Consider the following 18,754-nt stretch of genomic DNA (forward strand, 5'->3'; position numbering starts at 1 on the left):
GCCGAAGGCCAATTCATGACCATGACTGATCCGATCGCAGACATGCTTACGCGTCTGCGGAACGCGAACTCGGCATACCACGACTCCGTGACGATGCCGGCATCGAAGATCAAGTCGCACATCGCGGAGATCCTCCAGCAGGAGGGCTTCATCACCGGCTGGAAGACCGAGGACGCCGAGGTCGGCAAGAACCTCGTCCTCGAGCTGAAGTACGGCCCGAACCGTGAGCGCTCCATCGCGGGCATCAAGCGGATCTCGAAGCCCGGTCTCCGGGTCTACGCGAAGTCCACCAACCTGCCGAAGGTGCTCGGCGGCCTCGGCGTGGCGATCATCTCCACGTCGCACGGGCTCCTCACCGACAAGCAGGCCGGCAAGAAGGGCGTGGGTGGGGAAGTCCTCGCCTACGTCTGGTAACGGAAGGGAACGGAGGAAACAGCTATGTCGCGTATTGGCAAGCTCCCCATCACGGTTCCCGCCGGCGTGGACGTCACCATCGACGGCCGCACGGTCAAGGTCAAGGGCCCCAAGGGCGAACTGACCCACACCGTCGTCGCGCCCATCGAGATCGTCAAGGGTGAGGACGGCGTCCTGAACGTCACCCGCCCCAACGACGAGCGTCAGAACAAGGCCCTGCACGGCCTGTCCCGCACGCTGGTGGCGAACATGATCACCGGCGTGACCCAGGGTTACGTGAAGAAGCTCGAGATCAGCGGTGTCGGTTACCGCGTGACGGCCAAGGGTTCGAACCTCGAGTTCGCGCTCGGCTACAGCCACCCGATCACCGTCGAGGCACCCGAGGGCATCACCTTCAAGGTGGAGGCCCCCACCCGCTTCTCGGTCGAGGGCATCGACAAGCAGAAGGTCGGCGAGGTTGCGGCCAACATCCGCAAGCTGCGCAAGCCCGACCCGTACAAGGCCAAGGGTGTCAAGTACGAGGGCGAAGTCATCCGCCGCAAGGTCGGAAAGGCGGGTAAGTAAGCCATGGCATACGGGCAGAAGATCCTCAAGGGCGACGCCTACAAGCGCGCCGCGATCAAGCGCCGTCACATCCGGATCCGCAAGCGGATCGCCGGTACGGCGGAGCGCCCCCGTCTGGTCGTGACCCGCTCCAACCGCCACATCGTGGCGCAGGTGATCGACGACCTCAAGGGTCACACCCTGGCGTCGGCGTCCACGCTGGACACGTCGATCCGCGGTGCCGAGGGCGACAAGTCCGCGCAGGCCAAGCAGGTCGGCGCCCTGGTCGCCGAGCGTGCCAAGGCCGCCGGTGTCGAGGCTGTCGTGTTCGACCGTGGTGGCAACCAGTACGCCGGGCGCATCGCCGCCCTGGCGGACGCCGCCCGCGAAGCCGGCCTGAAGTTCTGAGCCGGTTCCGAGCTAGCGGAAACAGAGAGAGGTAATTCCAATGGCTGGACCCCAGCGCCGCGGTGGCGGTGCCGGTGGCGGCGAGCGGCGGGACCGGAAGGGCCGTGACGGCGGCGCAGCTGCCGCCGAGAAGACCGCGTACGTTGAGCGCGTTGTCGCGATCAACCGCGTCGCCAAGGTTGTGAAGGGTGGTCGTCGCTTCAGCTTCACCGCGCTGGTCGTGGTGGGCGACGGTGACGGCACCGTGGGTGTCGGATACGGCAAGGCCAAGGAGGTGCCGGCCGCCATCGCCAAGGGTGTTGAGGAGGCCAAGAAGCACTTCTTCAAGGTCCCCCGCATCCAGGGCACCATCCCGCACCCCATCCAGGGTGAGAAGGCTGCCGGCGTCGTGCTGCTCAAGCCCGCGTCCCCGGGTACCGGCGTGATCGCCGGTGGTCCGGTGCGTGCCGTGCTCGAGTGCGCCGGTATCCACGACATCCTGTCGAAGTCGCTCGGCTCCGACAACGCGATCAACATCGTGCACGCCACCGTGGCGGCCCTCAAGGGCCTGCAGCGTCCGGAGGAGGTCGCGGCCCGCCGTGGTCTGCCCCTGGAGGACGTCGCTCCGGCGGCTCTCCTGCGTGCGCGTGCCGGGGCGGGTGCGTAATCATGGCGCAGCTCAAGATCACGCAGACGAAGTCCTACATCGGCAGCAAGCAGAACCACCGTGACACCCTGCGTTCCCTGGGCCTCAAGCGCCTGGGTGACGTGGTCGTCAAGGAGGACCGCCCCGAGTTCCGCGGCATGGTGCACACCGTCCGCCACCTCGTGACGGTCGAGGAGGTCGACTGATCATGGCGGAGCAGAACCCGCTCAAGATCCACAACCTCCGTCCCGCCCCGGGCGCCAAGACCGCCAAGACCCGTGTGGGTCGTGGTGAGGCGTCGAAGGGTAAGACGGCCGGTCGTGGTACCAAGGGCACCAAGGCCCGTTACCAGGTTCCGGAGCGCTTCGAGGGCGGGCAGATGCCCCTCCACATGCGCCTCCCGAAGCTGAAGGGCTTCAAGAACCCGTTCAAGACCGAGTACCAGGTCGTGAACCTCGACAAGCTGGCCGCGCTGTACCCCGAGGGTGGCGAGGTCACCGTCGAGGACCTGGTGGCCAAGGGTGCCGTTCGCAAGAACAGCCTCGTCAAGGTTCTCGGCCAGGGCGAGGTCTCCGTGGCGCTGCAGGTGACGGTCGACGCCGTCTCCGGCTCCGCCAAGGAGAAGATCACCGCCGCCGGCGGTAGCGTCACCGAGCTCGTCTGACACCGTCGGACGTCTCGATGACCTGAACGTCCCGACCGGGGATACCCACAAATGGGGTATCCCCGGTTGGTCGTTCCTAGGGGGGCGGTCTCGCCGGTAAGGTGGCCTGCACTGTCCACTTCCACCGGATGCCGCATCACGGGCACTCGGAGCGGCAGTCGTCCGTTGTCCATTCGTCGTTCTCAGTTGGAACCTCACAACCGTCACCCTGACGCACGTGCGCGGGGGTCGCAGGAGGCACCGTGCTCACCGGCTTCGCCCGGGCGTTCAGGACGCCCGACCTGCGCAAGAAGCTGCTCTTCACACTCGGCATCATCGTGGTGTACCGCGTCGGTACCCACATCCCGATCCCGGGCGTCAACTACAAGGCCGTACAGACGTGCGTGACCGAGGCCGCCGGCAGCCAGGGCCTCTTCGGACTGGTCAACATGTTCAGCGGCGGTGCGCTGCTGCAGATCACGGTCTTCGCCCTCGGGATCCTGCCGTACATCACGGCGAGCATCATCCTGCAGCTGCTGACCGTGGTCATCCCGCGGCTGGAGGCCCTCAAGAAGGAGGGCCAGTCCGGCACCGCGAAGATCACCCAGTACACCCGTTACCTGACGGTGGCGCTGGCCATCCTGCAGGGCACCGGCCTGGTGGCCACCGCCCGCAGCGGCGCCCTCTTCTCCGGGTGCACGGCGGCCGCGGACATCGTCCCGGACCAGGCGATCTTCAACACCATCGTCATGGTGGTCTGCATGACCGCGGGCACGGTCCTGGTGATGTGGCTCGGCGAGCTGGTCACCGACCGCGGCATCGGCAACGGCATGTCGATCCTGATGTTCATCTCGATCGCCGCGACGTTCCCGTCGGCGCTGTGGTCCATCAAGACGTCGGGCAAGCTGGCCGGCGGCTGGATCGAGTTCAGCACCGTGCTCCTGGTCGGCCTGATCATGGTCGGCCTGGTCGTCTTCGTGGAGCAGGCCCAGCGCCGCATCCCGGTGCAGTACGCGAAGCGCATGATCGGCCGCCGTTCCTACGGCGGTACGTCGACGTACATCCCGCTCAAGGTGAACCAGGCGGGCGTCATCCCCGTGATCTTCGCCTCGTCGCTGCTCTACATCCCGGCTCTCGTCGCGCAGTTCTCCGGCGGCAACTCGAGCTGGAAGACCTGGGTCCAGCAGAACCTGACCAAGGGCGACCACCCGATCTACATCACCGCGTACTTCTTGCTCATCGTGTTCTTCGCGTTCTTCTACGTGGCGATCTCCTTCAACCCCGAGGAAGTCGCGGACAACATGAAGAAGTATGGTGGCTTCATCCCGGGCATCCGGGCTGGCCGACCGACCGCTGAGTACCTTTCGTACGTGCTCAACCGGATCACCTGGCCGGGTTCGCTGTATCTGGGTCTGATCGCTCTCGTACCAACAGTGGCGTTGGTTGGCTTCGGGGCAAGCCAGAACTTCCCGTTCGGCGGTACCAGCATCCTGATCATCGTGGGTGTCGGTCTCGAGACGGTGAAGCAGATCGAGAGCCAGCTCCAGCAGCGCAATTACGAAGGGTTCCTCCGCTGATGCGAATCGTCCTCGTCGGGCCGCCTGGCGCAGGCAAGGGTACGCAGGCAACGCGCCTGGCCGAGAAGCTGTCGATCCCGCACATCTCCACGGGCGACCTGTTCCGCGCCAACATCAGCAGGCAGACGGAGCTGGGCAAGCTCGCGAAGTCCTACATGGACGCGGGCAACCTGGTTCCCGACGAGGTCACGATCGCCATGGCGAAGGACCGCATGGAGCAGCCGGACGCCGCCGGCGGCTTCCTGCTCGACGGCTTCCCGCGCAACGTCTCGCAGGCCCAGGCGCTGGACGGGACGCTCGAGAGCGAGGGCATCAAGCTCGACGCGGTCCTCGACCTGGAGGTTCCCGAGGAGGAGGTCGTCAAGCGGATCGCCGGCCGGCGCATCTGCCGCAACGACTCCAGCCACGTCTTCCACGTGTCGTACAGCAAGCCGAAGAAGGAAGGCGTCTGCGACGTCTGCGGGGGCGAGCTGTACCAGCGGGACGACGACCACGAGGACACCGTCCGCAAGCGGCTCGAGGTCTACCACACACAGACCGAGCCGATCATCGACTACTACCGCAAGCAGGGCCTGGTCGTGACGATCTCGTCGCTCGGCCCGGTCGACGAGATCACGCGTCGCGCCCTTCAGGCGCTGAAGCGTGAGGACGTCACGCAGTAGTCGCACGCCGGTCGCAGCCGCGGTTCCTCCTGCCGGGGGCCGCGGCTGTGCTGTGGGCGCGCCGGCGCCCGTATGGTTGAAGCAGTCGCCCGGTCCCAGAAAGGCCCTGTCCCCATGGTGCAGATCAAGACCCCCGAGCAGATCGCCACGATGCGTGCGGCGGGGCTGGTCGTCGCCGCGATCCACGCGGCCACCCGTGAGGCGGCCGTGCCGGGCGCGAGCACCAAGGACCTGGACCAGGTGGCCCGCAAGGTGCTGGCCGACCACAACGCCAAGCCGAACTTCCTCGGTTACGGCGGCTTCCCGGCCACGATCTGCACCTCGGTCAACGAGGTCGTCGTCCACGGCATCCCCTCCGACGAGGTGGTCCTCAAGGACGGCGACATCATCTCCATCGACTGCGGCGCGATCGTCGACGGCTGGCACGGCGACGCGGCCTACACGGCGTTCGTCGGTTCCGGTCACGCCCCGGAGCTGGTCGAGCTGTCCCGGGTGACCGAGGAGTCGATGTGGGCGGGCATCGCGGCGATGAAGCAGGGCAACCGCCTGGTCGACATCTCGCGCGCTGTCGAGACGTACATCCGCCGCCAGCCCAAGCCGGGCGGCGGCCGTTACGGCATCATCGAGGACTACGGCGGCCACGGCATCGGCACCGAGATGCACATGGATCCGCACCTGCTGAACTACGTCGACCGCCGCCGCGGCAAGGGCCCCAAGCTGGTCCCCGGCTTCTGCCTGGCCATCGAGCCCATGGTCTCCCTCGGCACCCCGAAGACCCGGGTCCTGGACGACGAGTGGACGGTCATCACGACGGACGGCACCTGGTCCTCCCACTGGGAGCACTCGGTGGCGCTCACCGAGCAGGGCCCGCTGGTCCTGACGGCCCCGGACGGCGGCAAGGCGAAGCTGGCCGAGTACGGCATCACGGCGGCACCGGACCCGCTCGCCTGACGGCTGTGGTCCGGCGCCGGGAGGCGCCGGCCCGCACCTTCCTCTCTTCCCCTTCAGCCCGCTCCCGCGCCGCTTCCGGCGGCCCCCGGCCGTGCCGGTCCGTCGACCGCCGACCGCGGACCGGCGGGCGTAACGATCTCCCGGGACGGGCAGACTCTCCCGATTCGTGTTTCCGGGTGCGCTGACGTAGACTGACTCGTCGGCTCTCGTGCACCCGCATGTCCGCATGCGCCCGCAAGGGAAGCAGAGAGAGTCGATCAAGGTAGTCGATTCGAAGGGCGAAGCGTGGCCAAGAAGCAAGGTGCCATCGAGATCGAGGGCACTGTCGTCGAGTCTCTGCCGAACGCCATGTTCAAGGTCGAGCTCCAGAACGGCCACCAGGTCCTGGCACACATCAGCGGCAAGATGCGTATGCACTACATCCGCATCCTCCCTGACGACCGGGTCGTGGTGGAGCTTTCTCCGTACGACCTGACGCGTGGCCGGATCGTCTACCGGTACAAGTAGATCTTGCCCACGTCCCGTGGCCGCGAGGCCGCGGGTCCGCCGGCAACTGACCCGGAGAACCTCACATCCCATGAAGGTCAAGCCGAGCGTCAAGAAGATCTGCGACAAGTGCAGGGTGATCCGCCGTCACGGCCGGGTCATGGTCATCTGCGAGAACCCGCGCCACAAGCAGCGCCAGGGCTGACGCACGACCGACCGCACCCTCTGCACCTGATCCGCAGAGTTTCGCGCGACGCGAGCTGAATGTGTACATACGCAGGACACAGGCGGAGTCCGTCTCCGTCTGACACCCCCGGTTCGGAGGCCGGGGACCCGGTTCGTACCTGGTACGGCGGCCGGGAACCTGTTCTGCGGAAGACCTCCGAAGATCAACTGGAGCCATTGAATGGCACGCGTTTCCGGTGTTGACATCCCGCGCGAAAAGCGCGTGGAGGTCGCCCTCACCTACGTGTTCGGCATCGGCCGGACCCTCTCCCAGCAGACGCTGGCCGCCACCGGCGTCGACCCGAACACCCGCGTCCGCGACCTCTCCGAGGAGCAGCTCGTCGCGATCCGCGAGTACGTCGACAACAACATCAAGACCGAGGGTGACCTCCGTCGCGAGATCCAGGCCGACATCCGCCGCAAGGTCGAGATCGGCTGCTACCAGGGTCTGCGGCACCGCCGCGGTCTGCCCGTCCGCGGTCAGCGCACCAGCACGAACGCCCGTACCCGCAAGGGCCCGCGTCGCGCCATCGCCGGCAAGAAGAAGCCGGGCAAGAAGTAGTCCGCAGCGGACTCGCCGTCCAGCGGTCTTCGCTGTAGGACCGACCACCTCCCGTAGGAGAAGACATGCCCCCCAAGGGACGTCAGGGCGCTGCCAAGAAGGTGCGCCGCAAGGAAAAGAAGAACGTCGCTCACGGCCACGCGCACATCAAGAGCACGTTCAACAACACGATCGTCTCGATCACGGACCCGTCGGGCAACGTGATCTCCTGGGCCTCCGCCGGCCACGTCGGCTTCAAGGGCTCCCGGAAGTCCACGCCGTTCGCCGCGCAGATGGCCGCCGAGTCGGCTGCCCGCCGCGCGCAGGAGCACGGCATGCGCAAGGTCGACGTGTTCGTCAAGGGCCCGGGTTCCGGTCGTGAGACCGCCATCCGTTCGCTCCAGGCGACCGGTCTCGAGGTCGGCTCCATCCAGGACGTCACCCCGACCCCGCACAACGGCTGCCGTCCGCCGAAGCGTCGTCGCGTCTGACGCCGGCCCGGTCGGTGGTTCAGGGCGGTACGGCTCCTTCGGGCCGTGCCGCCCGTACCCTTGCAGTACCCGCACTTCTCATGGGTGCGGTTTCCGTCGGGCGTCAAATAGCGGGCGTCCACGAAAGAAGGATCTGATCCACAGATGCTGATCGCTCAGCGACCTTCGTTGACCGAAGAGGTCGTCGACGAGTTCCGCTCCCGGTTCGTGATCGAGCCGCTGGAGCCGGGCTTCGGCTACACCCTCGGCAACTCCCTGCGCCGTACGCTCCTCTCCTCGATCCCGGGTGCGGCGGTCACGTCCATCCGCATCGACGGTGTCCTGCACGAGTTCACCACCGTGCCGGGCGTCAAGGAGGACGTCACCGACCTGATCCTCAACATCAAGCAGCTGGTCGTCTCCTCGGAGCACGACGAGCCGGTCGTGATGTACCTGCGCAAGCAGGGCCCGGGTCTGGTCACCGCCGCCGACATCGCGCCCCCGGCCGGTGTCGAGGTGCACAACCCCGACCTCGTCCTCGCCACGCTCAACGGCAAGGGCAAGCTGGAGATGGAGCTGACCGTCGAGCGCGGTCGCGGTTACGTCTCCGCCGTGCAGAACAAGCAGGTGGGCCAGGAGATCGGCCGTATCCCGGTCGACTCCATCTACAGCCCCGTGCTCAAGGTCACGTACAAGGTCGAGGCCACGCGTGTCGAGCAGCGCACCGACTTCGACAAGCTGATCGTCGACGTCGAGACCAAGCAGGCGATGCGTCCGCGTGACGCCATGGCCTCCGCGGGCAAGACGCTGGTCGAGCTGTTCGGTCTCGCCCGCGAGCTGAACATCGACGCCGAGGGCATCGACATGGGCCCGTCCCCCACGGACGCCGCCCTCGCCGCCGACCTCGCGCTGCCGATCGAGGAGCTGGAGCTGACCGTCCGCTCCTACAACTGCCTCAAGCGTGAGGGCATCCACTCCGTGGGTGAGCTGGTCGCGCGCTCGGAGGCCGACCTGCTCGACATCCGCAACTTCGGTGCGAAGTCGATCGACGAGGTCAAGGCGAAGCTGGCCGGCATGGGCCTGGCCCTCAAGGACAGCCCGCCCGGATTCGACCCGACCGCCGCCGCGGACGCCTTCGGCGCCGACGACGACGCGGACGCCGGGTTCGTGGAGACCGAGCAGTACTGACGGCTCGGGCCTTCCGGTCCGCACTCGGGCGCGGGTGCGCTGCGCTTGATCGCGCAGTTCCCCGCGCCCCTGTCGGGACGCCCTTCGGGCTGCCCCGACACCCTCCGGAGCTGAAGAAGCTCCGGATCTCCGACAGGCGACCGCCTGCTCGGATACTGACTCCGGTACCTGATACGGCCGGGGCAGACACCTAGGAGAAACATCATGCCGAGGCCCACCAAGGGTGCCCGTCTGGGCGGCAGCGCCGCGCACGAGAAGCTCCTCCTCGCGAACCTCGCGAAGAGCCTCTTCGAGCACGGCCGCATCACCACCACCGAGGCGAAGGCCCGCCGCCTGCGTCCGTACGCCGAGCGTCTGGTCACCAAGGCGAAGAAGGGCGACCTTCACAACCGCCGTCAGGTGCTCCAGGTCATCACGGACAAGAGCGTCGTCCACACCCTCTTCACCGAGATCGGCCCGCGGTACGAGAACCGTCCCGGTGGCTACACCCGCATCACCAAGATCGGTAACCGCCGTGGCGACAACGCGCCCATGGCCGTCATCGAGCTGGTCGAGGCGCTGACGGTGCAGCAGCAGGCCACCGGCGAGGCCGAGGCCGCCACCAAGCGTGCGGTCAAGGAGGCCGAGGAGGCCAAGGCCGAGCAGACCGAGGCCACCGAGGCTCCTGCCGAGGAGTCCAAGGACGCGTAAGCGTTCTGCCGGGCACGGCGGGTCGGTGGCTGCGGCTCCGTCGTGACCGGTCGCGCAGTACCCCGCGCCCCTCGAGGGCGCTGGCGGGTCCGTTCCTTTCCAGGGGCGGGCCCGCTTTCGTCTGGCTGAGAGGATCTCTGGGTGAGTGACGAAGTGGAGCCCGGGTTCGTGCGGGTGCGGCTGGACCTGTCCTACGACGGCGGTGGCTTCCACGGGTGGGCCAAGCAGGCCGGCGGGAAGCGGACCGTACAGGGCGAGATCGAGGACGCGCTGCGCACGGTGACCCGGTCCCGCCGGACGTACGAGCTGACCGTGGCCGGGCGGACCGACGCCGGGGTGCACGCGCGCGGCCAGGTGGCCCACGTGGACCTGCCGGAGGAGGTCTGGCGCGAGCACCACGAGAAGCTGCTCAAGCGGCTCGCCGGGCGGCTGCCCAAGGACGTGCGGGTGTGGGCGCTGAGGCCCGCGCCCAGCGGTTTCAACGCCCGGTTCGCCGCGGTCTGGCGCCGGTACGCCTACCGGGTCACCGACAACCCCGGCGGCGTCGACCCGCTGCTGCGCGGGCACGTGCTGTGGCACGACTGGCCGCTGGACGTCGACGCGATGAACGAGGCCGCCCGGCAGCTGCTCGGCGAGCACGACTTCGCCGCCTACTGCAAGAAGCGCGAGGGCGCGACCACCATCCGCACGCTCCAGGAGCTGAGCCTGGTGCGCGGGGCCGACGGGATCATCACGGCGACCGTCCGCGCGGACGCCTTCTGCCACAACATGGTGCGCTCGCTGATCGGGGCGCTGCTCTTCGTCGGCGACGGGCACCGCCGACCCGGCTGGCCCGCCGAGGTGCTGGCCGCGGGCGTCCGGGACTCCGCGGTGCACGTCGTGCGGCCGCACGGCCTGACCCTGGAGGAGGTCGGCTACCCGGCCGACGAACTGCTGGCCGCGCGCAGCCATGAGGCGCGCAACAAGCGGTCGCTTCCGGCCACCGGCTGCTGCTGACCCCGCCCGGTCACCCGCCGTGACGGTACGGCCGGTGCCGGGCGGGAACTCGCAGGGACGGTCCGACCGCCGTACGGCGGTGGCAGGGGGCGTACGGCGAGGAGGGCGGCCCATGCGGCTCACCGTCATCGGCACCGGCTACCTGGGTGCCACGCACGCCGCCTGCATGGCGGAACTGGGGCACGAGGTGGTCGGGGTCGACGTCGACGCGGGCAAGGTCGCCGCGCTGCGGGCCGGCCGGGTGCCGTTCCACGAGCCCGGACTGGCCGCGATGGTCGCCCGGCACACGGCGAGCGGGCGGCTGCGGTTCACGACCTGCTACGAGGAGGCCGGTGCCTTCGGGCAGGTGCACTTCGTGTGCGTGGGCACCCCGCAGCGCAAGGACGGCGACGCCGCCGACCTGACGTGCGTCGAGAGCGCCTTCGCGGCCCTCGCACGGCACGCGCGCAAGAACGCGCTGCTGGTGGGCAAGTCGACCGTGCCGGTCGGCACGGCCGCGCGGCTGGCCGCCGGGCACCGCGTCGAGATCGCCTGGAACCCGGAGTTCCTGCGGGAGGGCTTCGCCGTCGAGGACACGCTGCGCCCGGACCGGCTGGTGTTCGGGGTGCGCACGGCGCGTGCGCAGCGGCTGCTGCGGACCGTGTACGCGCCCGTCCTGGCCGCCGGGACACCGCTGGTCGTGACCGACTTCGCCACCGCCGAACTGGTGAAGACGGCCGCGAACTCCTTCCTCGCCACCAAGATCTCCTTCATCAACGCGATGGCCGAGGTGTGCGAGGCGGCGGGCGGCGATGTGCGCGAGCTGGCCGAGGCGCTGGGGTGCGACGAGCGGATCGGGCGGGCGTTCCTGCGGGCCGGGGCCGGGTTCGGCGGGGGCTGTCTGCCCAAGGACATCCGTGCCTTCGCGCACCGGGCCGCCGAGCTGGGCGTGGACCTGGGCTTCCTGCGCCAGGTCGACGCGATCAACATGCGGCAGCGGGACCGGGTGATCGCCCTGGCCAGGCAGCTGTGCGGGGGCACGGTGCTCGGGGCGCGGGTGGCGGTGCTGGGCGCGGCCTTCAAACCGGACTCCGACGACATCCGCGACTCGCCCGCGCTGAACGTGGCCGCGCGGCTGGATCTCGACGGCGCCGACGTGACGGTCTACGACCCCCGGGCGATGGACAACGCCCGCAAGGCCTTCCCGCTGCTCGGCTACGCGCTGTCGGTGGAAGAGGCGCTGCGCGGGGCGGAGCTGGTGCTGCACCTGACCGAGTGGCCGCAGTTCCGGCAGGTCGATCCGCGCCGGGCGGCGGCCCTGGTGTACCGTCCGCGGATCGTGGACGGGCGGGGCGTGCTGGACGCGCGGGCGTGGCGGGCGGCGGGCTGGCGGTTCCGGGCGCTGGGTGCTCCCGCGCCGGACGGAGAGGGCGAGGAGAGATGACGCAGCCTGAGGAGCGCCGCGCGGGCGAGGGCGGCGGGCACGCGGTCACGGTGGTGATGCCGACGTACAACGAGGCGGGGAACCTGGCGCGGACGGCCGAGGCGGTGCTGGGGCTGCCGCTCGGCGGGCTCCGGCTCCTCGTCGTCGACGACGACAGCCCCGACGGCACCGGGCGGATCGCCGACGAACTGGCGGAGAAGTACGGCGTGGACGGACCCTCGGGGCACCGCCGGATGGGCGTGCTGCACCGCACCCGCAAGGACGGCCTGGGCCGGGCGTACACGGCGGGCATGACGGCCGCGCTGGCGGAGGGCGCCGACTACGTCGTGCAGATGGACGCCGACGGCAGCCACCCGGTGGAGGCGGTGCCGCGGATGCTGGACGCGGCGCTGTCCTCGGGGGCCGGGCTGGTGGTGGGCAGCCGGTACGTGGCGGGCGGCTCGCTGGACGAGCGGTGGGGCGCGCACCGGGTGCTGCTGTCCCGGTTCGCCAACGCCTACGCGCGGGCGGTGCTCGGCACCGGGATCAAGGACATCACCGCGGGCTTCAACCTGTGGTCGGCGGCCACGCTGCGGGACGTGGGCCTGTCGACCCTGGACAGCGCGGGCTACAGCTTCCAGGTCGAGCTGAAGTACCGGGCGGTGCGGGCGGGCCACCGTGCCGTCGAGGTGCCGATCCGGTTCGGGGAGCGTACGGAGGGTGCGTCGAAGATGACGCTGCGCGCCCAGCTGGAGTCGGCGGTGGTGCCGGTCAGGCTGCGTCTGAAGCGGTGGTAGCGGCCGGGGCCGGCCGCGCCCCGGCGCTCACTGTCCGGTCGCGGCGGAGGCCTGGGCCTCGCCGCGCCGGCGGATCTGGCGGAACGTGTACTCGGCGAGGTCGTCGCCGGTGCGGAACACCTTGGTGTCCTTGGTCGTCACGTCCTTGCCGCCGGGGAAGCCGGTGAGGGTGAAGTAGGCGTAGCGGCCGTAGGAGTTGGTGGTGGAGCGGCAGACCGCGCCGTCGCAGAAGGCCTTGACGCCGCTGCCGGCGAGCGGCTCGACGATGCTCTTCTTGTCGGCCTGGCCCTTGGCCCTGGCGGCCTGTGCCTCGGTGTCGAAGACGGCGACGCCGACGGTGACCGCGATGCCGCCGCGGGTGTAGGTGGCGCGGATCAGGCGGGTGCAGCCGTTGCCGGTGAGGACCTTGGCGAGGGTGCCCTGGACGGCGGAGGCGCAGTCGCGGGTGTCGGCCGTGGGCCCCTTCTCGTAGACGGTCCGGTCCATGGTCAGCCGGGTGCCCCCGAAGAGGGTGCCGGGGCCGAGCGGGGCGGTGTCCTTCTTCGCGCTGGATATGAAGTCCTTCGGGTCCAGCGGCGGCGGTGCGCTGGTGGGTTCGAAGGAGGGACCGGAGGCCGAGCCGCTGGGCAGGGCGGCGGTGGGCTGCGGGGAGGCGTGGCCGCCGGATCCGCCGTCGGCCGAGATCACGGCGACGGCCACGGCCGCGCCGACGGCGACGGCGGCCAGCGCGCCCCCGCCGACGAACAGCAGCCGGCGCCGCTTGGCGCGCGTCTCGGAGGCCTCGGCGAGTGCCGCCCAGTCCGGGGTCCCGTCGCCGCCGTTCGACGGCTGCTGCGCGTTCGGTTTCCAGGGATCCCACTGGGACTGCGAGCCGCCCCCCTGCCCATAAGTCATGGGCGGCATCCTAACGGCGCCCCACGGCTCCCGGGCGCGCCGCGGGCCGCCGCGGCGGCCTCCCGTCCGCGGGCCGCGGGCGCCCGGGGCGGCCGGGCCGGGGCGGGGCGGACGTACACTGGGGCGGAACAGGCGGGACCGGCGCGGCGGCCGTCGTTTTGACCCACGGTGTGCCGCCCGGGTAGTCTGCTTGTTCGTTGTGTATTGGCTTGGCTCTTCTCACGGACCCGGCCCTTACACCGGTCCACCGGGCCGATGACCAGCGACCAGCACGCGGTTTGCGTCACCGCTGTGCGGTCAGGGCTGTCGTGATCGTCTTCGGTGACCTTGTCAGGACCATTCACTGAAGAAGCGAAGGCTACGAACCGTGCGTACGTACAGCCCCAAGCCCGGCGACATCACGCGCCAGTGGCACGTCATCGACGCCCAGGACGTCGTCCTGGGTCGCCTGGCGACCACCGCCGCCACCCTTCTGCGGGGTAAGCACAAGCCGATCTACGCGCCGCACGTCGACGCTGGTGACTTCGTCATCATCATCAACGCCGACAAGGTGCACCTCTCCGGCAACAAGCGGACCCAGAAGATGGCGTACCGCCACTCCGGCTACCCGGGCGGTCTGCGCTCCGTCCGCTACGACGACCTCCTCGCGAACAACCCGGAGAAGGCCGTCGAGAAGGCCGTCAAGGGCATGCTCCCCAAGAACTCCCTGGGCCGTCAGATGCTCTCGAAGCTGAAGGTCTACAAGGGTGACCAGCACCCGCACGGCGCCCAGCAGCCGGTGCCGTTCGAGATCACCCAGGTCGCGCAGTAAGTCCGGCCACCCCCTAAGACTGAACAGAATCTGAGGAGAATCGTGGCCGAGACCACTGCCGAGCAGCCGATCGAAGAGATCGACATCGAGAGCTACACCACCGAGTCCGAGGTCCCCGTCGAGGGCGAGTACACCTCGGAGTCCATGGCCTCCCGCTTCGGCGAGCCGCAGCCGGCCGCCGGCCTGGGCCGCCGCAAGAACGCCATCGCCCGCGTCCGGATCGTCCCGGGCACCGGCAAGTGGAAGATCAACGGTCGCACCCTCGAGGACTACTTCCCGAACAAGGTGCACCAGCAGGAAGTCAACGAGCCCTTCAAGGTGCTGGAGCTCGAGGGCCGTTACGACGTCGTCGCCCGCATCTCCGGTGGCGGTGTGTCCGGCCAGGCCGGCGCCCTCCGTCTCGGTGTCGCCCGCGCCCTGAACGAGGCCGACGTCGACAACAACCGCGGCCCGCTCAAGAAGGCCGGCTTCCTCAAGCGCGACGACCGTGCGGTCGAGCGCAAGAAGGCCGGTCTCAAGAAGGCCCGCAAGGCTCCGCAGTACAGCAAGCGCTAATCAGCCGCTGCCTGCGGACAGGCCTACTCCGAACGCCCCGGCGGCACGCCACTGTGCCGCCGGGGCGTTCGTTTATCACCGGCCTTGGGCGTATAACGGCACAAGGTGCTCAGGTGCTCAGGTGCTCAGCAGCTCAGCCGTTCAGCGGCTGGTGTGATCGGATGCCCGGCTCAGGGATCCGCGGACGCACCGAGAACATCGAACCCAGTGAATGGTGAACGCGCGCTGAAAACCTCGGCACGGCTTCACGAACTGACGCTTCCTCAAGGAGGACAAGTGGGACGACTCTTCGGCACGGACGGCGTGCGTGGTGTCGCCAACGCGGACCTGACCGCCGAGATGGCGCTCGGCCTGTCCGTCGCCGCGGCGCACGTACTGGCCGAGGCGGGCACCTTCGAGGGGCACCGCCCGAAGGCCGTGGTCGGCCGGGACCCGCGCGCCTCCGGTGAGTTCCTGGAGGCCGCCGTGGTCGCGGGCCTGGCCAGCGCCGGCGTGGACGTGCTGCGGGTCGGCGTGCTGCCGACGCCCGCCGTGGCGTACCTGACCGGCTCGCTCGGCGCGGACCTCGGCGTGATGCTGTCGGCCAGCCACAACGCCATGCCGGACAACGGCGTCAAGTTCTTCGCCCGCGGCGGCCACAAGCTCGCCGACGAGCTGGAGGACCGCATCGAGAAGGTCTACGAGGAGCACCGCACCGGCGCGCCCTGGGACCGTCCGACCGGCGCGGGCGTCGGCCGGGTCCGCGACTACGACGAGGGCTTCGACAAGTACGTCGCCCATCTCGTCGGTGTCCTCCCGAACCGGCTCGACGGGCTGAAGATCGTCCTGGACGAGGCGCACGGCGCCGCCGCCCGGGTCTCGCCCGAGGCGTTCGCGCGGGCCGGTGCCGAGGTGATCACCATCGGGGCCGAACCCGACGGCCTCAACATCAACGACGGCTGCGGCTCCACCCACCTGGGGCAGCTGAAGGCCGCCGTCGTCGCGCACGGCGCCCACCTCGGCATCGCGCACGACGGCGACGCCGACCGCTGTCTGGCCGTGGACCACACCGGCGACGAGGTCGACGGCGACCAGATCCTGGCCGTGCTCGCGCTGGCGATGCGGGAGCGTTCCGCGCTGCGCTCCGACACCGTCGTCGCGACCGTGATGTCCAACCTGGGCTTCAAGCTGGCCATGGAGCGTGAGGGCATCCACCTCGTGCAGACCGCCGTCGGCGACCGCTACGTCCTGGAGGAGATGAAGTCCGGTGGCTTCGCCCTCGGCGGCGAGCAGTCCGGCCACGTCATCATCCTCGACCACGCCACCACCGGCGACGGCACGCTCACGGGTCTGATGCTGGCCGCCCGGGTCGCCGCGACCGGCCGTACGCTGCGGGAGCTGGCGGGGGTGATGCAGCGCCTGCCGCAGGTCCTCATCAACGTCCCCGACGTCGACAGGTCCCGGGTGAAGACCTCCGCGGACCTGGCCACGGCGGTCGCCGAGGCCGAACACGAGCTGGGCGAGACCGGACGCGTGCTGCTGCGCCCCTCGGGCACCGAGCCGCTGGTGCGCGTGATGGTCGAGGCCGCGGACATCGAGCAGGCCCGCTCGGTGGCGGGGCGGCTGGCGGACGCGGTGAAGTCGGCCCTGGGCTGAGCACCGGAGGGTGGTACCGCGTGACCGCCCCGTTCCCGTCCGGCGGTTCACCGTGTGAGCGTGCCGGTCGGGTGCGAGGCGGCTTCCCGGAGCGTGCCGGTCGGGTGCGAGGCGGCTTCCCGCGTGAGCGTCCCGCTGCTATCCGGCGGTCTTCCGCATCCGTGCCCGCTGCGTCGACCACAGCCACTTCTGGAAGAGCAGGGTGAGGGTGCCGGCGAGGACGATGCCGAGCAGGTTCAGCAGCAGCTGCTTGCTGGAGCCCCAGGTCTGGGCGGTGTCGCCGTAGGCGAAGGCGACGGCCGCGTTCGCGGCCGCCGGGACGGTGGTCACGGAGATGGCGACACCGACCAGGGCGCCGGACTTGGCCGAGGTCAGCGACAGCGTGCCGGCGATCCCGGCGAGGACCGCCACCACGAAGGAGAACCAGTCGGGGGCGTACACGAAGCCGGTGCTGGGCCGCGGGCCCTCCAGCTGCGCCTTGCTGAACAGGCCGACGGCGTCCATGAGCAGGCTGAAGCCCACGGTCACGGCCATGGCCAGCGCGAACCCCGCCAGCAGCGCCACCAGGGAGCGCAGCGCCAGTCGGGGTGCCCGGCGCACCAGCGCCGTGCTGATGCCGGCCAGCGGTCCGAACTCCGGTCCCACCGCCATCGCGCCGACGATGAGGACGGCGTTGTCGAGCACCACGCCGCAGGCGGCGATCATCGTGGCCAGCGTGATGAACGCGAGGTAGGTGATCGACAGCGTCGACTCCTCGTGGGTGGCCTCGGTCAGCTCCTCCCACAGCACCGCGTCAGCGGCCTCGCCCGGCGCCTCCTCCTCGGCCCTGTCGGCCCGGTCGGACAGCGACAGGTCGATGCTCTCCACGGCGATGGAGCCGGTCCGGTCGATGCCCAACTCCCTCAGACCTCCGAGGAGTTCGTCGGCGGCCTCCCGGGCGACGTCGCACATGACCACGTCACCGGAGGGGCTGCGGGCCGCGCCCGGCAGCACGACGAGGTGCGCGGTGCCGACCGTCCGGTGGATCAGCCCCGCCACCTCGTCGGTGCGGTCGGCGGGGGTGATCAGTCGCAGATGCAGCATGCAGGGCAGCGTAGACGCCCCGCCGCGGTCACAGCTTCCGCAGCCGCAGCCGCTGCACCTTGTGGTCGGGCCCCTTGCGCACGACGAGCGTGGCCCGGCCGCGGGTGGGGGCGATGTTCTCCACCAGGTTGGGCCGGTTGATGGTCCGCCACATGGTGCGGGCGTAGTCGAGGGCCTCGTCCTCGGAGACCTGGGTGTACTTGCGGAAGTACGAGGAGGGGTCCTGGAAGGCGGTGTCGCGCAGCTTGCGGAACCGGTTCAGGTACCAGCGCTCGACGTCCTCGGTGCGGGCGTCGACGTACACGCTGAAGTCGAAGTAGTCGGCGAGCCCGACCCGGGTGCGGCCGTCCTGGCCGGGCAGCGCGGGCTGCAGGACGTTGAGGCCCTCCACGATCAGGATGTCGGGGCGGCGCACGGTGAGCTTCTCGCCGGGCACGATGTCGTAGATCAGGTGCGAGTAGACGGGAGCGGTGACCTCCGCCTTCCCCGCCTTCACGTCGGCGACGAACCGGGTGAGCGCCCGGCGGTCGTACGACTCCGGGAACCCCTTGCGGGCCATCAGGCCGCGTGCCTGGAGTTCGCGCGTCGGCAGCAGGAACCCGTCGGTGGTCACCCGCTCCACGCGCGGATGCTCGGGCCAGCGCGACAGCAGCGCCTGGAGCAGCCGGGCCACGGTCGACTTGCCGACGGCGACCGATCCCGCCACCCCTATGACGAAGGGGGTGCCGGACTGGGAGCCCTGCTCGCCGAGGAACCTGTTCAGCGCGCCGCGCAGCCCGTCGGTCGCGCCGACGTACAGATTGAGCAGCCGGGACAGCGGCAGGTACACGTCCCGCACCTCGTCGAGGTCGATGACGTCCCCGAGCCCGCGCACCCGTTCCACCTCCTCCGCGGTGAGCGGCAGCGGCGTCTTGTCGCGCAGCGCACTCCACTCGGCACGGGTGAGGTCGACATAGGGAGTCGCCTCCGGCCTGGGCCGGTGGGCGCTCCGGGGCATCGAGGGGACCGGAGAGATCACAGTCCATTGTTAACGGAGTTCGAACGGCGTGGGGGGTGGGGTGGGTCACGTGGACGTGCCCGCGTCACGCCGGCGTCACGATCGGACACCGGCCGGCGGTACGGCCGGCCACCTGCGGGGCCGCTGTGCCACGGGCGGCG

General features: G+C 69.8%; 24 protein-coding genes. 21 read left to right on the top strand and 3 right to left on the bottom strand.

Annotation, left to right across the window (positions count from 1 at the left end; genetic code table 11):
- Nucleotides 1-15: 15 nt before the first annotated feature.
- The 18 genes from rpsH (at nucleotide 16) to IG64_RS20900 (ending at nucleotide 12,618) form a co-directional block, all read left to right on the top strand.
- A complete protein-coding gene (gene rpsH, locus IG64_RS20815) occupies nucleotides 16-414 on the top strand; it encodes a 30S ribosomal protein S8 (protein ID WP_026252022.1) in 399 nt (132 codons plus the stop codon).
- Nucleotides 415-438: 24 nt separating this feature from the next.
- Nucleotides 439-978 carry a 50S ribosomal protein L6 gene (rplF, locus tag IG64_RS20820; RefSeq protein WP_037858422.1) on the top strand — a complete coding sequence of 180 codons (540 nt, stop codon included), beginning with the start codon at nucleotides 439-441 and terminating at the stop codon, nucleotides 976-978.
- Nucleotides 979-981: 3 nt separating this feature from the next.
- Complete coding sequence (gene rplR, locus IG64_RS20825; protein WP_051813144.1) at nucleotides 982-1,365, top strand: 50S ribosomal protein L18; 384 nt, start codon at nucleotides 982-984, stop codon at nucleotides 1,363-1,365.
- Nucleotides 1,366-1,405: 40 nt separating this feature from the next.
- Complete coding sequence (gene rpsE / locus IG64_RS20830; protein WP_007494753.1) at nucleotides 1,406-2,011, top strand: 30S ribosomal protein S5; 606 nt, start codon at nucleotides 1,406-1,408, stop codon at nucleotides 2,009-2,011.
- Between the two features lie 2 nt (nucleotides 2,012-2,013).
- The gene (gene rpmD, locus IG64_RS20835) at nucleotides 2,014-2,196 is read left to right on the top strand and encodes a 50S ribosomal protein L30 (RefSeq protein WP_009190145.1); all 183 of its coding nucleotides are present in this window, start codon (nucleotides 2,014-2,016) and stop codon (nucleotides 2,194-2,196) included.
- Nucleotides 2,197-2,198: 2 nt separating this feature from the next.
- Nucleotides 2,199-2,654 (top strand): 50S ribosomal protein L15, encoded by a 456-nt coding sequence (gene rplO, locus IG64_RS20840; RefSeq protein ID WP_018564817.1) that lies wholly within the window; start codon nucleotides 2,199-2,201, stop codon nucleotides 2,652-2,654.
- 242 nt (nucleotides 2,655-2,896) lie between these two features.
- The gene (gene secY / locus IG64_RS20845; protein WP_037858425.1) at nucleotides 2,897-4,210 is read left to right on the top strand and encodes a preprotein translocase subunit SecY; all 1,314 of its coding nucleotides are present in this window, start codon (nucleotides 2,897-2,899) and stop codon (nucleotides 4,208-4,210) included.
- Nucleotides 4,210-4,872, top strand: a complete 663-nt coding sequence (locus IG64_RS20850; RefSeq protein WP_037858426.1) for an adenylate kinase — start codon at nucleotides 4,210-4,212, stop codon at nucleotides 4,870-4,872. Before secY ends, IG64_RS20850 begins: the two co-directional genes overlap by 1 nt.
- 114 nt (nucleotides 4,873-4,986) lie before the next feature.
- Nucleotides 4,987-5,823: a type I methionyl aminopeptidase gene (gene map, locus IG64_RS20855; protein ID WP_037858427.1), complete on the top strand. Its 837-nt coding sequence runs from the start codon at nucleotides 4,987-4,989 to the stop codon at nucleotides 5,821-5,823.
- A gap of 285 nt (nucleotides 5,824-6,108) precedes the next feature.
- Nucleotides 6,109-6,330, top strand: a complete 222-nt coding sequence (infA, locus tag IG64_RS20860) for a translation initiation factor IF-1 (RefSeq protein ID WP_003948620.1) — start codon at nucleotides 6,109-6,111, stop codon at nucleotides 6,328-6,330.
- A gap of 70 nt (nucleotides 6,331-6,400) precedes the next feature.
- Nucleotides 6,401-6,514 carry a 50S ribosomal protein L36 gene (rpmJ, locus tag IG64_RS20865; protein WP_003998809.1) on the top strand — a complete coding sequence of 38 codons (114 nt, stop codon included), beginning with the start codon at nucleotides 6,401-6,403 and terminating at the stop codon, nucleotides 6,512-6,514.
- Nucleotides 6,515-6,715: 201 nt separating this feature from the next.
- Complete coding sequence (gene rpsM / locus IG64_RS20870) at nucleotides 6,716-7,096, top strand: 30S ribosomal protein S13 (RefSeq protein ID WP_037858429.1); 381 nt, start codon at nucleotides 6,716-6,718, stop codon at nucleotides 7,094-7,096.
- 65 nt (nucleotides 7,097-7,161) lie between these two features.
- Nucleotides 7,162-7,566, top strand: coding sequence for a 30S ribosomal protein S11 (gene rpsK / locus IG64_RS20875; protein WP_003956432.1), 405 nt, complete (start codon nucleotides 7,162-7,164; stop codon nucleotides 7,564-7,566).
- Between the two features lie 144 nt (nucleotides 7,567-7,710).
- Entirely contained in the window at nucleotides 7,711-8,733 is a 1,023-nt protein-coding gene (locus IG64_RS20880; protein WP_003966937.1) for a DNA-directed RNA polymerase subunit alpha, read from the top strand.
- 204 nt (nucleotides 8,734-8,937) lie between these two features.
- Nucleotides 8,938-9,423 carry a 50S ribosomal protein L17 gene (gene rplQ, locus IG64_RS20885; protein ID WP_037858430.1) on the top strand — a complete coding sequence of 162 codons (486 nt, stop codon included), beginning with the start codon at nucleotides 8,938-8,940 and terminating at the stop codon, nucleotides 9,421-9,423.
- A 141-nt stretch (nucleotides 9,424-9,564) separates the two neighbouring features.
- Complete coding sequence (truA, locus tag IG64_RS20890) at nucleotides 9,565-10,419, top strand: tRNA pseudouridine(38-40) synthase TruA (RefSeq protein WP_037858431.1); 855 nt, start codon at nucleotides 9,565-9,567, stop codon at nucleotides 10,417-10,419.
- 112 nt (nucleotides 10,420-10,531) lie between these two features.
- The gene (locus tag IG64_RS20895) at nucleotides 10,532-11,842 is read left to right on the top strand and encodes a UDP-glucose dehydrogenase family protein (RefSeq protein WP_037858433.1); all 1,311 of its coding nucleotides are present in this window, start codon (nucleotides 10,532-10,534) and stop codon (nucleotides 11,840-11,842) included.
- Nucleotides 11,839-12,618: a polyprenol monophosphomannose synthase gene (locus IG64_RS20900; protein WP_051813145.1), complete on the top strand. Its 780-nt coding sequence runs from the start codon at nucleotides 11,839-11,841 to the stop codon at nucleotides 12,616-12,618. Before IG64_RS20895 ends, IG64_RS20900 begins: the two co-directional genes overlap by 4 nt.
- A 27-nt stretch (nucleotides 12,619-12,645) precedes the next feature.
- On the opposite strand, the gene IG64_RS20905 is transcribed toward IG64_RS20900, so the two are convergent.
- Nucleotides 12,646-13,512, bottom strand: a complete 867-nt coding sequence (locus IG64_RS20905) for a hypothetical protein (RefSeq protein ID WP_037858436.1) — start codon at nucleotides 13,510-13,512, stop codon at nucleotides 12,646-12,648.
- A 367-nt stretch (nucleotides 13,513-13,879) separates the two neighbouring features.
- Between IG64_RS20905 and rplM the strand changes: the two genes are divergently transcribed.
- From rplM to glmM, 3 genes are all read left to right on the top strand, one after another.
- Nucleotides 13,880-14,323: a 50S ribosomal protein L13 gene (gene rplM / locus IG64_RS20910; RefSeq protein ID WP_037858438.1), complete on the top strand. Its 444-nt coding sequence runs from the start codon at nucleotides 13,880-13,882 to the stop codon at nucleotides 14,321-14,323.
- A gap of 42 nt (nucleotides 14,324-14,365) precedes the next feature.
- On the top strand, nucleotides 14,366-14,878 hold the full coding sequence (gene rpsI / locus IG64_RS20915; RefSeq protein WP_051813147.1) for a 30S ribosomal protein S9: 513 nt from the start codon (nucleotides 14,366-14,368) through the stop codon (nucleotides 14,876-14,878).
- A gap of 276 nt (nucleotides 14,879-15,154) precedes the next feature.
- Nucleotides 15,155-16,513, top strand: coding sequence for a phosphoglucosamine mutase (gene glmM / locus IG64_RS20920; protein ID WP_037858440.1), 1,359 nt, complete (start codon nucleotides 15,155-15,157; stop codon nucleotides 16,511-16,513).
- A gap of 138 nt (nucleotides 16,514-16,651) precedes the next feature.
- Here glmM and IG64_RS20925 read toward each other — a convergent pair whose 3' ends face one another.
- Nucleotides 16,652-17,596: a DUF389 domain-containing protein gene (locus IG64_RS20925; protein WP_037858442.1), complete on the bottom strand. Its 945-nt coding sequence runs from the start codon at nucleotides 17,594-17,596 to the stop codon at nucleotides 16,652-16,654.
- A 28-nt stretch (nucleotides 17,597-17,624) separates the two neighbouring features.
- Nucleotides 17,625-18,593, bottom strand: a complete 969-nt coding sequence (coaA, locus tag IG64_RS20930; RefSeq protein WP_037858444.1) for a type I pantothenate kinase — start codon at nucleotides 18,591-18,593, stop codon at nucleotides 17,625-17,627.
- Nucleotides 18,594-18,754 lie beyond the last annotated feature (161 nt).

The organism is Streptomyces sp. NRRL S-340, from assembly GCF_000720185.1.
Taxonomy (GTDB): Bacteria; Actinomycetota; Actinomycetes; order Streptomycetales; family Streptomycetaceae; genus Streptomyces.